This window comes from Methanobacteriaceae archaeon, assembly GCA_013403005.1.
GTDB lineage: Archaea > Methanobacteriota > Methanobacteria > Methanobacteriales > Methanobacteriaceae > Methanobacterium.
This window is the reverse complement of the sequence record JACBOA010000024.1, coordinates 1-14,240: the sequence shown is the minus strand read 5'-3', so window position 1 is coordinate 14,240 and position 14,240 is coordinate 1. Positions and strand designations below refer to the sequence as shown.

Annotated in this window: 18 protein-coding genes; 8 read left to right on the top strand and 10 right to left on the bottom strand. The window is 40.2% G+C overall.

Annotation, left to right across the window (positions count from 1 at the left end):
• A partial coding sequence (locus HVN35_11360) for a dihydropteroate synthase-like protein (protein ID NYB53139.1) occupies window positions 1-318 on the bottom strand: 318 nt, incomplete at its 3' end.
• A 479-nt stretch (window positions 319-797) separates the two neighbouring features.
• Between HVN35_11360 and HVN35_11355 the strand changes: the two genes are divergently transcribed.
• The 7 genes from HVN35_11355 to HVN35_11325 all read left to right on the top strand — a co-directional run bounded on the left by HVN35_11355 (window position 798) and on the right by HVN35_11325 (window position 5,666).
• Window positions 798-1,322, top strand: coding sequence for a pyruvate ferredoxin oxidoreductase subunit gamma (locus HVN35_11355; GenBank protein NYB53138.1), 525 nt, complete (start codon window positions 798-800; stop codon window positions 1,320-1,322).
• Between the two features lie 17 nt (window positions 1,323-1,339).
• Window positions 1,340-1,582 carry a 4Fe-4S binding protein gene (locus HVN35_11350; GenBank protein ID NYB53137.1) on the top strand — a complete coding sequence of 81 codons (243 nt, stop codon included), beginning with the start codon at window positions 1,340-1,342 and terminating at the stop codon, window positions 1,580-1,582.
• A gap of 2 nt (window positions 1,583-1,584) precedes the next feature.
• Window positions 1,585-2,736, top strand: coding sequence for a pyruvate ferredoxin oxidoreductase (gene porA, locus HVN35_11345; protein ID NYB53136.1), 1,152 nt, complete (start codon window positions 1,585-1,587; stop codon window positions 2,734-2,736).
• Window positions 2,737-3,600, top strand: coding sequence for a pyruvate synthase subunit beta (locus HVN35_11340; protein NYB53135.1), 864 nt, complete (start codon window positions 2,737-2,739; stop codon window positions 3,598-3,600). It abuts the gene before it with no gap.
• Between the two features lie 12 nt (window positions 3,601-3,612).
• Entirely contained in the window at window positions 3,613-4,116 is a 504-nt protein-coding gene (locus HVN35_11335) for a 4Fe-4S dicluster domain-containing protein (protein ID NYB53134.1), read from the top strand.
• Window position 4,117: 1 nt separating this feature from the next.
• Window positions 4,118-4,549, top strand: a complete 432-nt coding sequence (locus HVN35_11330; GenBank protein NYB53133.1) for a 4Fe-4S binding protein — start codon at window positions 4,118-4,120, stop codon at window positions 4,547-4,549.
• A gap of 265 nt (window positions 4,550-4,814) precedes the next feature.
• Window positions 4,815-5,666, top strand: coding sequence for a fumarate hydratase (locus HVN35_11325; protein ID NYB53132.1), 852 nt, complete (start codon window positions 4,815-4,817; stop codon window positions 5,664-5,666).
• A gap of 233 nt (window positions 5,667-5,899) precedes the next feature.
• Here HVN35_11325 and phoU read toward each other — a convergent pair whose 3' ends face one another.
• The 8 genes from phoU to HVN35_11285 form a co-directional block, all read right to left on the bottom strand.
• Entirely contained in the window at window positions 5,900-6,580 is a 681-nt protein-coding gene (gene phoU / locus HVN35_11320; GenBank protein NYB53131.1) for a phosphate signaling complex protein PhoU, read from the bottom strand.
• 1 nt (window position 6,581) lies between these two features.
• Window positions 6,582-7,028 carry a hypothetical protein gene (locus HVN35_11315; GenBank protein NYB53130.1) on the bottom strand — a complete coding sequence of 149 codons (447 nt, stop codon included), beginning with the start codon at window positions 7,026-7,028 and terminating at the stop codon, window positions 6,582-6,584.
• A gap of 3 nt (window positions 7,029-7,031) precedes the next feature.
• Window positions 7,032-7,700: a phosphate uptake regulator PhoU gene (locus tag HVN35_11310; GenBank protein ID NYB53129.1), complete on the bottom strand. Its 669-nt coding sequence runs from the start codon at window positions 7,698-7,700 to the stop codon at window positions 7,032-7,034.
• A 48-nt stretch (window positions 7,701-7,748) separates the two neighbouring features.
• Window positions 7,749-8,504 carry a phosphate ABC transporter ATP-binding protein gene (locus HVN35_11305; GenBank protein ID NYB53128.1) on the bottom strand — a complete coding sequence of 252 codons (756 nt, stop codon included), beginning with the start codon at window positions 8,502-8,504 and terminating at the stop codon, window positions 7,749-7,751.
• 1 nt (window position 8,505) lies between these two features.
• Entirely contained in the window at window positions 8,506-9,354 is an 849-nt protein-coding gene (gene pstA, locus HVN35_11300) for a phosphate ABC transporter permease PstA (protein ID NYB53127.1), read from the bottom strand.
• A 30-nt stretch (window positions 9,355-9,384) separates the two neighbouring features.
• A complete protein-coding gene (gene pstC, locus HVN35_11295; protein NYB53126.1) occupies window positions 9,385-10,260 on the bottom strand; it encodes a phosphate ABC transporter permease subunit PstC in 876 nt (291 codons plus the stop codon).
• A gap of 167 nt (window positions 10,261-10,427) precedes the next feature.
• The gene (locus HVN35_11290; protein NYB53125.1) at window positions 10,428-11,237 is read right to left on the bottom strand and encodes a phosphate ABC transporter substrate-binding protein; all 810 of its coding nucleotides are present in this window, start codon (window positions 11,235-11,237) and stop codon (window positions 10,428-10,430) included.
• Between the two features lie 195 nt (window positions 11,238-11,432).
• On the bottom strand, window positions 11,433-12,278 hold the full coding sequence (locus HVN35_11285; protein NYB53124.1) for a phosphate ABC transporter substrate-binding protein: 846 nt from the start codon (window positions 12,276-12,278) through the stop codon (window positions 11,433-11,435).
• A gap of 337 nt (window positions 12,279-12,615) precedes the next feature.
• On the opposite strand from HVN35_11285, the gene HVN35_11280 reads away from it, so the two are divergent.
• Window positions 12,616-13,443 carry a citryl-CoA lyase gene (locus tag HVN35_11280; GenBank protein ID NYB53123.1) on the top strand — a complete coding sequence of 276 codons (828 nt, stop codon included), beginning with the start codon at window positions 12,616-12,618 and terminating at the stop codon, window positions 13,441-13,443.
• 242 nt (window positions 13,444-13,685) lie between these two features.
• On the opposite strand, the gene HVN35_11275 is transcribed toward HVN35_11280, so the two are convergent.
• Entirely contained in the window at window positions 13,686-14,081 is a 396-nt protein-coding gene (locus HVN35_11275; GenBank protein NYB53122.1) for a DUF2769 domain-containing protein, read from the bottom strand.
• Window positions 14,082-14,240 lie beyond the last annotated feature (159 nt).

Below are 14,240 nucleotides of genomic sequence, written 5' to 3'. Positions count from 1 at the left end.
GGATAAATCCAGTTTATCAACCATTTCCAGTACAATATCCAGATCTGAGGCATCAGTAGATCCCTTATAGGTGGGTATTCCCATTTCCTCGTAAACAGGACTCACATCCTTTCGAATAAGTCCTGGAGTGATTATCATGTCCACTGATTGCAACTCCTGCTCTGGTATTTTCTGCAACTCCCTGATAATTCTCTTCGGAGTTAGAAAAGCAGCTATAGGGGTTTCAACCACGTGAACTCCAACATCATGATGAGATTTCAATGACGCGGCTTTAACCAGTGAGCTGGCAAGTTCAGCAGTTATTATCAATATTTTCATGGCAATAGTCCCACTTTCTTTTATAGAAATTATTTTTATAGCTTCATAAATAAAAGATCATACTACTAAAGGAAATAAAATTTATATAAAACCCCTTTAAGAGGAGAGTGTTCCAGGATTATAATTAAAAATGTGTTTAAACCTTATCATCAGAGTGAATAAAAAAAATAAAAACTTAAAAAATATTATTCTTCCCTTCACTTGAGAGAATCACTCGTTTTAGCATATTTATAATTTTTTAAACTCCTTTTTGAGAAAAAGATTCACCTAAAAGTTAATTTTTTATATCAAACACCATAATACCATGTTTCCATGCTAAGTATGATAAATAAGGAATATTATTTATTAAAACCCCATATTAATAATTTAAATTCCATAAATCTACAGGATCTATCCCTATTATTTTTAGGGAAACTGTCACCAACACCTATATATATGTATATTTATAATGATTAACTATGAGGAATGGAGGTAAATAGATGATCGAAATTCGCTTTCACGGACGCGGTGGTCAGGGAGCAGTTACTGCCGCAGAGATACTGGCAAAAGCAGCATTTGAAGACGGAAAATACTGTCAAGCATTCCCATTTTTCGGTGCTGAGCGAAAAGGCGCACCAGTCATGGCTTTCACCAGGATAAGTGATAAGCCTGTAAGAAGAAGGTATCAGGTTTACAACCCGGATCATGTACTTGTACTAGATGAAACCCTCCTTGAGGCTGTTGATGTATTATCCGGCCTTAAAGATGGAAGTAAAGTGATTATTAACAGTAAAGATGAATTAAAATTAGGTGATGCAGATGTGCACACCATTGATGCTACTGGAATTGCCCTGGAAACCCTGGGTGTTCCCATTGTGAATACGGTAATGCTGGGATCATTTGCCAAAGTAACGGGTGAAGTGTCCCTGGATTCAATTATCAAAATTATAAAAGAAACCTTCCCTGGTAAAATCGGGGAAAAGAACGCTAAAGCAGCGGAAATCGCCTTTGAACAGGTGAAATAATAATTAAAGGTGATCTGATGGTAACAGTTGGAGCATGCGTTAAAGAACCAGGAAGCACCCGAAATAACAAAACAGGGAGCTGGAGAACCTTCAAACCCGTTCTTGACAACGAAAAATGTATTGAATGCGGGAATTGTGTTCTTTTCTGTCCTGAAGGATGCATAAACAAAGACTATGAAATAGATTATGATTACTGTAAAGGCTGCGGCATATGTGCAGAAGAATGTCCAGTTGAAGCAATAAAAATGGAGAGGGAATAAAAATGGTCCTAAAAGTTATATCTGCCAACAAAGCAATCGCAGAGGCTGTTCGACTGGCCAAACCACAAGTAGTGCCTGTTTACCCCATAACCCCTCAAACATCCATATCAGAGTATTTAGCCCAGTTTGTGGCAGATGGTGAACTTAAAGCAGAATACATAAGAGTTGAATCTGAGCACAGCGCTATGAGTGCTGCGGTAGGAGCCTCAAGTACAGGAGTAAGGGTTTTCAGTGCCACCTCATCCCAGGGACTGGCCCTTATGCACGAAATACTCTTTGCTGCTGCGGGAATGAGAACCCCCATTGTACTGGCCAATGCCAACCGTGCATTATCTGCACCACTGAGCATATGGAACGACCAGCAGGACTCCATATCAGAACGTGACTCTGGATGGATGCAATTCTATGCAGAAAACGCCCAAGAAGCACTGGATGCTATTTTAATTGCTTACAGAGTCTCTGAAGACCCGGATGTCCTCCTGCCATGCATGGTCTGTATTGATGGATTTATTTTAACCCATACCGTGGAACCTGTGGATATACCAAGTTCTGAAGATGTGGAAAAATTCTTACCAAATTATGTACCATCACAGGGCGTCCTTGACCCTGAAAACCCCATGTCCATTGGTACCTTCACTGACCCCAACTACTACATGGAAGCAAGATACGCCATGCAACTGGCCATGGAAAGATCCCAAAAAGTAATTGCCAAGGCTCAAAAGGAGTTTAAGGAAATATTTGGAAGGGAATATGATTTCGTGGAAACATACCAGTGTGAGGATGCTGAGATAATAATTGTGGCCATGGGTTCCGTCTGCGGTACCATCAAAGCAGTGATTGACAAAATGAGGAGTGAGGGAGAGAAAGTAGGTCTTCTTAAGATAAGAGTATTCCGGCCCTTCCCCAGGGAAATTATGAATGATGTGCTGAGTAAGGCTTCAAAAGTCGCAGTTCTTGATAAAAACATATCCTTTGGAATTGGTGGAGTTGTATACAATGAAATCAAAGCCCAGATGGATGTTGATGCATACGGATTTATCGCAGGATTGGGAGGCCGAGACATAACCCCCGACCACATAAGAGAAATCGTTGATAAAACTAAGAACCCCACCAATGAAGTGGAGTGGATAGGACTCAGAAAGGAGGAACTTTAAATGGAAATCAGTGAAAAAGAATTCCTGGCACCCGGACACCGAGGATGTGCCGGTTGTGGGGCTACAGTAGGAGTCAGATTAGCCCTTAAAGTCCTGGGAAAAAACACGGTAGCAGTTTCTGCCACAGGCTGCCTGGAGGTAATCACCACCCCCTACCCGGAAACTGCCTGGGAAATCCCCTGGATACACGTGGCATTCGAAAACGCAGCAGCAGTTGCATCCGGAGTTGAAAGAGCCCTCAAAGCCCAGGGAAAAGATGCCCAAGTAGTGGCATTTGCCGGTGATGGTGGAACCGCTGACATCGGCCTGCAAGCCCTATCCGGAGCCATGGAGCGGGGTCACAATCTCATTTACATCTGTTACGATAACGAAGCATACATGAACACCGGGGTGCAGAGGAGTGGAGCTACCCCTTACGGAGCATCCACCACCACCAGCCCCCATGGTAAGGAAAGTTTTGGAGAAGACAAACCCAAAAAGAACATTCCCATGATCATGGCAGCCCATGGAGTGCCCTATGTAGCCACCGCCAGCATTTCCTACCCGGAAGACTTCATGAAAAAAGTTAAAAAAGCCAAGGAAACTGACGGACCAGCCTACATCCACCTCCACCAGCCATGCACCACTGGATGGGGCTTTGACCCGGCAAAGACCATTGAACTGGGACGATTAGCCGTTGAAACCGGTTCATGGATACTTTATGAAATTGAAGACGGAGAATTCCGTGTTACCTACCGTCCTATGCAGCGCAAAGTCGTGGACGAATACTTAATGGCTCAGAAACGTTTCAAACACCTTACAGATGAGGAAAGAGAACGCATTCAGAAAAATGTGGATGCTGTTTGCAGTGAGCTTAAAATATGAGGAGGCTTAGCCTTGGAAAAGATAATAATCCAACCTGATCTCTGTGATGGGTGCCTGGACTGTCAGGAAGCTTGCGCCCAGCTCCATGGGACTTCAGGGATCCTGGTAAGGGAAGTAGAAGGATCATTCTATCCCATCATCTGCCAGCAGTGCGAAGACGCACCTTGCCAACTAATCTGCCCCACTGAGGCTATTAGCGAAGAAGGAATTCAAAAGGAGAGGTGTATTGGCTGTGGATTGTGCATGATGGTATGTCCCTTTGGTGCTGTGGTGATCCACGAGCGTAAAGCCCATAAATGCCACCAGTGCCCCGATCTCGGTACACCGGCATGTATTAAGGCCTGTTCCAAACGAGCTATCGCCAAGGTGGACACTGCCAAGCTGCAGGCAGAAAGACAGCGCAAACACATTGAGAAAATCACCGGTCTCAGCAAAAAGAAACGGAAAAGTTCTGATCTCATTGGAGTGATGACCGCCAACACCCGGGCCAAAAAAGCACTGGACAAGGAGGTCTAACATGAAAGAACTTGTTTCAAGGCCGGAATTATGTGATGAATGTGGTAAATGTGAACGTATCTGTCCCAAAAATGCCATAAGGGTTATCAGTGGAGTGCCAGTTTTCTGTCTGCACTGTGCTGAAGACCGGGCACCATGTATGACCGTATGTCCGGAAGATGCCATTGAAAAAATTGAAGGTGCAGTGGTCATCCACCAGGAAGACTGCATTGGTTGCGGTCTTTGCAGGGATGCCTGCCCCATTGGAGCCATTCAGCTGGATGAGTGTGGTATTGCCAGCAAATGTGACCTGTGCATTGAAAGGGACGAACCACTTTGCGTAGCTGTTTGTCCTAAAGACGCGCTTAAAATGAGTTCTGAGGATATGCTAACTGATAAAAGGGACCGCATAGCCCGGGAACTGGAAAGAGTTAAGATGATCATGAAATACTGATTTGATCATCTTTAATTCATTTATTTCTCATCTTTAACTTTTTATCACCTTATAAAACCATTATAGAAGTTTTATGAATAATTTATGTGTTTCCTCACTTTTATTCCGTTATATGGCTCATTATCTGTATTTTAATTTTTTTTATTAGCTCATCGCATTTCTTTTTTTAAATTTTCTAATAATTTATCTGCGGCATGATTTTTTCCGATCATCAACTGCACCTCATGGCTAGATTTAAATAACTGAATTTTTATAAACTGATTCTATGATTCGCCAAAAAATAGTGGAAGAGGAAGTTTGCCGCTTGTTCAAAGAAGCTGTTATTAATCTCCCCCATGATGTTAAAAAGTCACTTGAAGATGCATATCATGAGGAAGAGGATGAAACTGCTCTTTTAAACCTCAAAGCTATTTTAGACAATATAAAAGCTGCTGAAGAAAGGGAGATTCCCCTCTGTCAGGACACTGGACTACCCATAATTTTTGTAAAATATGGAAATGTCCAAGTGGAAAATAATCATGAGGGTATTATTAATGGAATCAAAAGTGGAGTTGAAAAAGCCACTGGTGAGGTCCCTCTCCGACCCAATGTTGTGGATCCCTTGACTCGTAAAAATACCGGGAACAACATAGGAAGATTTATTCCCCAGATGGATGTAGAACTGGTAAACACAGATTCACTGGAAATTACAGTTTTCCCCAAGGGCTTTGGTTCTGAAAATAACAACGCACTTAAAATGGCCCTTCCTGGTGAGGGGGTAGAAGGAATTAAAAATTTCATCCTGGAAACTGTGATTGCCGCTGGAGGTAAACCCTGCCCTCCTATTGTGGTGGGTGTGGGGATAGGAGGAACCTCTGACATGGCCCTTAAACTTGCGAAAAAGGCACTTTTAAGGAAATTAGGAGTTAATCACCCTGAAGAAAGAATCGCAGTTTTAGAAAACGAGATGCTGGAAATGATTAACTCCACGGGAATAGGCCCTATGGGAATGGGTGGTAAAACAACGGCACTGGATGTTAAAATAGAATATGCGGACACCCACACTGCTGGACTGCCCATTGGAGTTTGTATTCAGTGCTGGGCAGCCCGAAGTGCTAGTGGGATTTTGAAAGATTGAAAAAATATCATATTCTAAATACTACTTATTACTTTTTGTACTATTGTTAAAAAATTAACCCTTCAGTTTCACCCTTCTTAAAGTAATTTAAGAGGATATCAAACTTCATCAATCAACTCATCATATTCCTGTAACTTCCTTATTATCTAATATCCTAATAGTTATATAAAATGGTAAAATAAAAAGGGAATAAAAACAAAAAAGGATGATAAATCATCCTTTAATATCTATTGCTATTTTTTCTCAACAGTAAATTGCTGTTTTTCACAGGTGATCATGAAGATGGTTCTGTCACCAATGTTTTCCGCGCGATCTGCGATTCTCTCTAAGAAACGAGCCAGGAACAATAGATATATGGAGTAAGAGATGGATTCTTTATCCTGGAACATGCTTTTGGTGATGTCTTTTAAGGCATGGTCAAAAAGATCATCCACTTTATCATCATCTCGGTGTAATTCCCGGGCAACGTTCATGTTTTTAGCCAGGAAAGCAGCCAAACTCTTACTAACCATCCCATCCACAATGTCTGCCATGCGCTGCAAGTCAAACATTGGCTTTTCAGGGATCTCTTCATCTTTAACATGACGGGCAACTTCAGCAATGTTTGCAGCCAGGCCAGCAATCCGTTTTAAGTGACTTGAAACCTTGATACTTGCTTCGATGAATCTTAGATCTCCCGCCACAGGTTGTTCAGCTGCAATTATGCTCATGGCATCATGTTCTATCTGGAAACCCATTTCATGGACTTTTTTATTGGCCTCCATAACATTCTTCACCAGCTGGGAATCATAATCAAGAAAAGTGGTAAAAGCGTCTCTGTAAGCCTTTAGGGTGGCCTGACCCATTTCATCAACTTCTTCTTTTAATTCATCCAATTTTTTCTGGAACCGTATCCTGGGATATCCTCTTTCCATTTTATCTTCCACCTATCTTGGATTTGTAATCATTTAACAAATTATCAATGTCGCTTTCAGAGGGGTCTCTTATCTTGTATTTTGATAATAAATCTATTCGATTTAATTCTTCAATTCTTTTTTCAAGCAGAAATTCAATTCCTACAGGTAATGGTAATCTGCATTCCTCATTTAAATCAACAATGGTTGAAAACATGTTATCATCCAGTTTATAAACTTCTATCCTGGATTGTGAACTTATACTCACTTTATCCATCGCTTTATTCTCAAGTGTTTCCTCAAGACTTTCAATATCTAAGTTCCAGGCTGCTATTATCTTCTGGTCTTTAATTAACAGTAAAGATTCGTTGCCTCCATCCAATATCTTTAAGTAACCTCTTTCAGGGATGTGTGATTGTTTCAAAACTCCCCTAACCACATGATTGGGATCTTCTGAAGGAAGCCACATTTTCTACCTCATCAACATGTTGTGGAACAGTTTGTGGTGCATTACCCGTTTACCCACTATGGAGTAGGCAATACGGTCAGCCATTCCCATTATATGGTGCCCCATGCTCAGTAAGTTCCTCCCAACCAGTATTAATGAAGTTTGCGAACCTCCGTGGGTTATCTCATCATATTCCGAAAACATTTGATTGTAAAAATCCTGCAAATTTACATAACTTCTGGTTGAACGTTTCAATAACTGTATGTCCTCGTTTAAAAGTGATCCTACGGCGTCTTTCAACATATCCTGAACGGTTTGAGACATGAATTCTATATGGGGCGGTTTATAACAAGGGCGCTGACTTTCAGCTGCATCAATAGCATATCTTGCAATGTAAGCTGAAAGATGGTTGATTCGTTCCAGCTCTATGGAAGTTCGCAGGAGTGCTGCGCCTAAACGTAAATCTTTGGCCAGAGGCTGGTGCAGTCCCAAGACTTTAAGACAGTCATGTTCAATTTTATAGCCCTCTTTGTTGATTTCATCAGTTTTTTCGATAATTTCCCTTGCCAGATAGATATCATCTTCTGAAAAGCTTTTAACAGACTTATCAACACGTTCGATGGTCTGCCAACTAAATCCGAGAACCTCCTCTTCCAGGGATTCCAAACGTTTTTCCAGGACTACTGTGAGCATTTCCACAACCTCAATCTTTTCTAAACTGAGTTAGATTGTTTTTTCAACTCATCCAAACCTACCTGTAATGTAATCTTCCGTTCTTTTATCTTCTGGTTCAATGAATATCTTTTCAGTGAGCCCACTTTCCACGATCTCCCCGTGAAGGAAGAAAGCAGTGTGTTTGGACACACGGGTAGCTTGTTGCATGTTGTGGGTTACAATGATAATGGTGAAATCATTTTTCAACTTATGTATAAGATCCTCGATTTTGGTGGTAGATATGGGATCCAAAGCAGAACATGGTTCATCCATTAAAATAACTTCTGGTTCCACGGCCATGGTGCGGGCTATGCAGAGTCGTTGCTGCTGACCTCCAGAGAGTCCCATGGCAGATTTGTCCAGGATGTTTTTAACCTCATCCCATAAAGCAGCCTCTTTAAGGCTTTCTTCAACCTTTTGGGATAGCACATCGTTGTCATTGATCCCATGAACTCGCAGGCCATAAGCCACATTGTCAAATATGGATTTGGGGAAGGGGTTGGGTTTCTGGAACACCATACCTACTCTTTTCCTCAAATCCACCACATCAACTTTGGGGTTATATATGTCTTCCCCATCTAATAGCACTGTTCCATCCATTTTAAAAGTGCTTATCAAGTCATTCATACGGTTTAAAGTTCGGATAAATGTTGATTTACCACAACCTGAAGGTCCGATGAGTGAAGTGACTGCATTCTTGGGAATTTTCAGACTAACATCTTTTAAGATGTGTAATTCATCAAAGTAAACGTTTAAATTTTCTACTTCTATCCTATAATCCATATTATCGCCCCATCATCTTTCTACGGTAACGATCAACCAGTGTGTTAGTAACTACGGTTATAATTAGAATCATTATCACCAGAACCGCTGCCGTTCCCCATGCATTTTGCATGGATAATCCTTCCGTTGCTAAAATGTAAAGGTGTAAAGGCAAGGGTCGCGCAGCATCCATCAAGGATGTTGGAATCATTAATGCAGCCCCTACTGTGTATAAAACAGCTGCTGCCTCGGCAATGGCCCTTCCCATCCCTAAAATCACTCCTGTAGTGATTCCAGGAAGTGCAGCAGGTATAACTACCTTGTAGATAGTCTGCCATTTTGTTGCTCCCAGTGCCAGGCTTCCCTCAGCATAAGATTTGTTAATGGATTCGATGGACACTTCTGAAGCGGCTAGTATTGTGGGTAAAGCCATTAAAGCCAGCGTAAGTCCACCAGATAACACACTCCATCCCAGGTTAAGGTAAATAACGAAAAACGCCAGTCCAAATAATCCAAATACTATGGAAGGGATGGAGGAAAGTGTTTCTGCCCCGAAACGTATCAACTTCACATAACGGTTCTCTCCAGCATATTCTGCTAGGTAAACTGCTGCTCCCACTCCCAGAGGTGTGGCCACCAGCACTGCAATTAGAGTAACGTATATACTGGACATTATGAAGGGGAATATTCCCCCTGATCTCCCGGAGTTAACAGGATCACCCAATATAAATTCAGGGCTCAGGGCTGGCATACCCTTTAATAGCACATATCCAATTATAACCAGGAGGATGAATATGGTGAGTATTCCTGAAGCCCAAAAAACCCCATTCATTATCTTCTGGGCAATTTTGGGGGGTATGAACCTATGCATAGTATATTCCCCCCTTCATGTAATTCAAATTCATAAATATCCACCCCCAATGGTAACCTTCTTTTTATAGTGGAAGTAGTTTGCTAATATGAGCAAAAGGATAATCATAAAAACCAGCACGATTCCAGTGGCAAATAAGGCATTGTAGTGAATTCCAGTTGCATAACCCATTTCAATGGCGATGTTGGAGGTTAAAGCACGTACTGGGTCAAATATTGAGCCAGGTATCTGAACTACGTTACCTGCAACCATGATGATAGCCAGGGTTTCACCAATAGCCCTTCCCATTCCCAATATAACTGAAGTGATAATACCGGGGATGGCTGCTGGGAAAATAACATTTTTAATGGTCTGCCAGTGAGTGGCTCCCAGAGCCAAGGATGCTTCTTTGTATTCCTGTGGAATTGATCTAAGAGCATCTTCAGAAACACTAACAATTATGGGTAAGATCATGACGGTTAAAATGACTGATGCTGTGAACATGCTGAAACCAGTTCCCCCAAACTGTGATCTCATAAATGGCACCAGTAACACCAATCCAAAAAACCCGTAGACCACAGAAGGGATCCCTGCCAAGGTCTGGATGGTGGGATTGAGAATTTTCCGCATGGTAGTTGGTGCAATTTCTGCTAAAAATATTGCACACAATACCCCTAATGGAACTGCCATTAGAAGTGAAAGAGCGGTGATTCCCAGGGATCCAATAATCATGGGAAAGATTCCATACTTCCCATCTGAGGGGGCCCACTCCATTCCAAACAAGAAGCTGAAGAACCCCGCACTTTGTAATGCGGGGATCCCCTCCTTGAATATGAAAATAATTATTAAGGCGATGATTATTATGGAGGATATGGCTGTAAACAACAGCCCTTTTTCAATGAAAAACTCTTCATTCCACTTAGACATGGTGAAAACTCCTTTTTTACCTCTCATATTCAATTATTGATAATAATTATTGATAATTATTGATTCTCAATTAGGATATTAGAATCTCTGAATATTCATCTGAAAAATTTGCTTAGATTTGATGCAAATCTATTATCCATTATTCTTATACTTATAAAAATTTGTCCTTATGATGTTATAGGAACTATATTTTCTTCTTTTACGATTTCCTGCCCTTCAGGACCTAAACACCAATTAATGAATTCTTTTACTGCGCCTTTAGGTTCTCCCTTAGTAATAAACAGGAAGGGTCTTTGTAGCTTGTAAGAACCTTCTTTTACTGTTTCCATAGTTGGAGAAACCCCATCAATTTTCAGGGCCTTTACATCAGGAGTCATATGGGCCAGAGAGATGTAACCAATGGCATAGGGATCCTGTTTTACCGCTAGTTTAATGGATTCTGTTGAAGTTTGGACAATAGCATCAGATTTTACCTTAGTTTTGTTCATCACAATGTCTTCAAAGGCCTTTCTTGTGCCAGATCCATCTTCTCTTATAACTAGATTTATTTTAGCATCAGGCCCTCCCACTTCTTTCCAGTTGGTGATGTTTCCAGCGAATATTTCTTTAAGCTGGCTTTTTGTCAAATCATTAACAGGATTATTAAGATTAACTGCCAACACGATTCCCTCTTTACCAATAGTGTAATCTATCAGCCCATTTTTTTCAGATGATTTTAATTCTTTAGAACTGGTTCCGATTGCAATTATATCCTGTGAAACACTCCTTATTCCCAGACCAGATCCTCCCCCCATGACATCAACCCGAACATGGGGATGTTCCTCCATATATTTATCAGCAAGTTTTTCAGCTAATGGTTGAACCGATGTCGAACCAGCAATCTCTATCCGCTCATAATTGCTTCCTGAACTGACCGTGTAGACTGCGATAAAAATTATTAGTATAACCAGTAAACCTATCCCATATTTCAGGTCCATCAAATCACCCTTTTTAGTGATACCATTAGAAGAATAATTCTAACTAACAGTATTTATAATTATAGAGTGATAACTGGTTTGCTGGATTTGAGTCACTGGATAAACCTTTATTGTCCCTAAAGTTTTTTTAAATCAATTTTAAGTAAAAAATATGAGTAAGATGGTTCAAAACCATCAAAACTCATTTCAATTTCACTAAGATGTGCTGTTTACCTGTTTACCCGTAGGCACCACTTTATCCGACTTTATAATAGCCTGTCCTTCTGGTCCGTTAACCCAGTCAATGAATGCTTTAATTGCTCCTTTTGGATCTCCTTTAACCAGGAACAAGAACGGTCTCTGGATTTTGTAAGTACCATCAAGTATGGTTGCTTCAGTAGGTGCCACATTATTTATTTGCAAGGCTTTGGTATCTTTCACTGCAGCGAATGAAATAAATCCTATGGCGTTAGGATCTTGTGCCACAGCTTGTTGAACTGCTTCAGTGGAACTCTGCACGATAGCTTCTTTGACGAAAGCTACCTTAGTACCATTGGCAGTTTTACCCAACACAATCTCCTGGACTGCATCACGGGTACCTGAGCCTTCTTCACGGACAACCACATTTATCTTGGCATCAGATCCTCCAACTTCTTTCCAGTTGGTGATGTTTCCAGATAATATACCTTTAACCTGTTCTAAGGTTAGGCCGTTGATGGCATTGTTTTTATTGACGATGATGGCTATTCCATCTTTACCAATTTCCCACTGAGTTAATCCTTGAGATTCGTTTGCTTTCAGTGATTTGGAACTGGTTCCGATGCTTGCGGTTCCATCTTCAACACTCTTGATACCCACAGATGATCCTCCACCTTGAACAGTTATCTTCACATTGGGATTCTTCTTCATATATTCTGTGGCTAATTTCTCAGCAACAGGTTGTACAGAAGTAGAACCAACAATGGTGATCTTTTCCTGTCCACTGCCTCCGGAGAGGACAAGATAAGCACCGACAATTACAATTATGGCTACTATTATTCCTATTATGTACTTCATGTCCATAATATCACCTCACCCCTTACTAACTCACCCAACTATATATAATTTACTATTTGAGTATTTAAATACATGTTTTGTGAACTTACATGACTATAGAAATACGAGCGAACAAAAAAATGACACACTTTGTGAACGGAACTATGCACAAAGCGATAAATATTTATATCTTAGAGTATTTAGGGTCTATAAAGATTACTTGAGGATGTAGTAAAAAGATTTAAATTCCACAAAACTGGAACAGTGGAACAGTTTTCTTGCTTGTCCTCATCAAATTGCCTATTAACTTTCTAGTTGGAATTAAATTAAATGATTAAATTAAATGATTTAGGTGGGTTTTAATATGATAAGTGAAGAAGTATTAAAGGGCATCTTCCAGCCTAGGAGCAGCCCCTGGAGAACATCCATTACCAAAGTGGAGCCTAACCGACTTGTGACACAGGGTTACCCTCAGGAAGAGCTCATTGGCAATATATCGTTTCCTGAAATGATACATTTGTTAATTAAAGGCGTTCTGCCCACCAAAAATCAGGAAAAAATGCTGCAAGCAATCCTGGTTTCTTTCTGCGACCATGGTATTACCCCACCAAGTACCCAATCAGCCAGATTAATGGCCTCAGCAGGTTCACCTGTTAACGCCTGTTTGGCTGGTGGAATTCTAGCATTTGGGGAAAATCATGCTGGAGCCATTGAACTGGCTATGAAAATGTTACAGGAAGGAATAGAGTCATCCAAAACTAATGAGTTTTCCATCAAAGAAACTGCACACAATCTGGTAAATCAATACAGTGAGCAGAATAAAAAAATACCCGGTTTTGGTCACCGCTATCACAAAGAAGATCCCAGGGCACCCCGATTGATTGAACTGTCCAAGGAATATAATTGCTTTGGAGAGCATGCAGAACTTGCAATGAATATTCAGGATATCCTTTCTAAAGAAAAAGGAATTAAAATGAATATTGATGGTGCAAATGCAGCATTACTCTCAGATATGGGTTTTGATTGGAGAGTGGGATGTGGCTTATTTATTGTTGGTAGAGTTCCAGGACTTCTGGCACATATCCAGGAGGAAAAAACCCAGGAAAAACCCTTCCGAAAATTGATGGATGTGGATGAAATTGCCCCAGATTTAAGTCATGGAAGCAAAATAAAATCATTTCCAAAGATTTAGATGAATGATATTTAAAATTTCAGATAACCTACAATTCAATAAACTACCACAATCCTTCCCTTAATTTCACTATTTTAAATCTACAAGATCTGTTTGATTTTTTCCAATTTCATGAAAATACTAAAAATAGTAAAAATAGAATTGAAATATTAAATAAAAATTAAATTCCATTGTTGAATAAATTTTATTGATAAATCTAATTCTGTTGATGATACACTAGTTAATTTATCCCTTAAAGATTTTTAAAAGGGTGTGTAATATTTTCTTAAAATCTTTTCTCCAATATCTTTAGATAATGGTTTGCACTGTCCCAGTTCACAAGAACTGGAAGGCCCATCAGCACAGAAAGAACCTTTAGGTAAAGCACTGGCAAGATCATTTTCTTTCCAGAGGTCACATTCTGGACATATGCATTCCTCATGGAACTCTACATCCTTACAACTGGTTTTCCCTGAAGTGCAGTAGAGTCCCGGGAATTCGTCTGGATCTAAAGCCCAGCTAATATCCACATCCAAACCTAAAACTCTTTCATTCAACAATATGACCTTATCTTTAACACAACTACTGTTCTTCTGCACTTTACACTTATAACAGAGGCATTTATCCATATTTGCCTTATTGAAATCTATTTTCACCATTTCATCACCCATGAACTTCCAAAAATCCATTATATAGTAGATTACTTAATATTTTTCACTGTTGGGTGAACTTTTGTATCCAGTTTTTATAAAATGATGGTTCCTTTATTATTTCTTTATATAGTTCTTCAAAAGCTTTTTTTAAATCTTCTACGTTAT

What these genes read in the sequence shown, in the direction of transcription:
- HVN35_11355 (NYB53138.1), top strand. Translation starts at nt 798, where the DNA reads ATGATCGAAATTCGCTTTCACGGACGCGGTGGTCAGGGAGCAGTTACT.
- HVN35_11350 (NYB53137.1), top strand. Translation starts at nt 1,340, where the DNA reads ATGGTAACAGTTGGAGCATGCGTTAAAGAACCAGGAAGCACCCGAAAT.
- porA (NYB53136.1), top strand. Translation starts at nt 1,585, where the DNA reads ATGGTCCTAAAAGTTATATCTGCCAACAAAGCAATCGCAGAGGCTGTT.
- HVN35_11340 (NYB53135.1), top strand. Translation starts at nt 2,737, where the DNA reads ATGGAAATCAGTGAAAAAGAATTCCTGGCACCCGGACACCGAGGATGT.
- HVN35_11330 (NYB53133.1), top strand. Translation starts at nt 4,118, where the DNA reads ATGAAAGAACTTGTTTCAAGGCCGGAATTATGTGATGAATGTGGTAAA.
- HVN35_11325 (NYB53132.1), top strand. Translation starts at nt 4,815, where the DNA reads ATGATTCGCCAAAAAATAGTGGAAGAGGAAGTTTGCCGCTTGTTCAAA.
- phoU (NYB53131.1), bottom strand. Translation starts at nt 6,580, where the DNA reads ATGGAAAGAGGATATCCCAGGATACGGTTCCAGAAAAAATTGGATGAA.
- HVN35_11315 (NYB53130.1), bottom strand. Translation starts at nt 7,028, where the DNA reads ATGTGGCTTCCTTCAGAAGATCCCAATCATGTGGTTAGGGGAGTTTTG.
- HVN35_11310 (NYB53129.1), bottom strand. Translation starts at nt 7,700, where the DNA reads ATGCTCACAGTAGTCCTGGAAAAACGTTTGGAATCCCTGGAAGAGGAG.
- HVN35_11305 (NYB53128.1), bottom strand. Translation starts at nt 8,504, where the DNA reads ATGGATTATAGGATAGAAGTAGAAAATTTAAACGTTTACTTTGATGAA.
- pstA (NYB53127.1), bottom strand. Translation starts at nt 9,354, where the DNA reads ATGCATAGGTTCATACCCCCCAAAATTGCCCAGAAGATAATGAATGGG.
- pstC (NYB53126.1), bottom strand. Translation starts at nt 10,260, where the DNA reads ATGTCTAAGTGGAATGAAGAGTTTTTCATTGAAAAAGGGCTGTTGTTT.
- HVN35_11290 (NYB53125.1), bottom strand. Translation starts at nt 11,237, where the DNA reads ATGGACCTGAAATATGGGATAGGTTTACTGGTTATACTAATAATTTTT.
- HVN35_11285 (NYB53124.1), bottom strand. Translation starts at nt 12,278, where the DNA reads ATGGACATGAAGTACATAATAGGAATAATAGTAGCCATAATTGTAATT.
- HVN35_11280 (NYB53123.1), top strand. Translation starts at nt 12,616, where the DNA reads ATGATAAGTGAAGAAGTATTAAAGGGCATCTTCCAGCCTAGGAGCAGC.
- HVN35_11275 (NYB53122.1), bottom strand. Translation starts at nt 14,081, where the DNA reads ATGGTGAAAATAGATTTCAATAAGGCAAATATGGATAAATGCCTCTGT.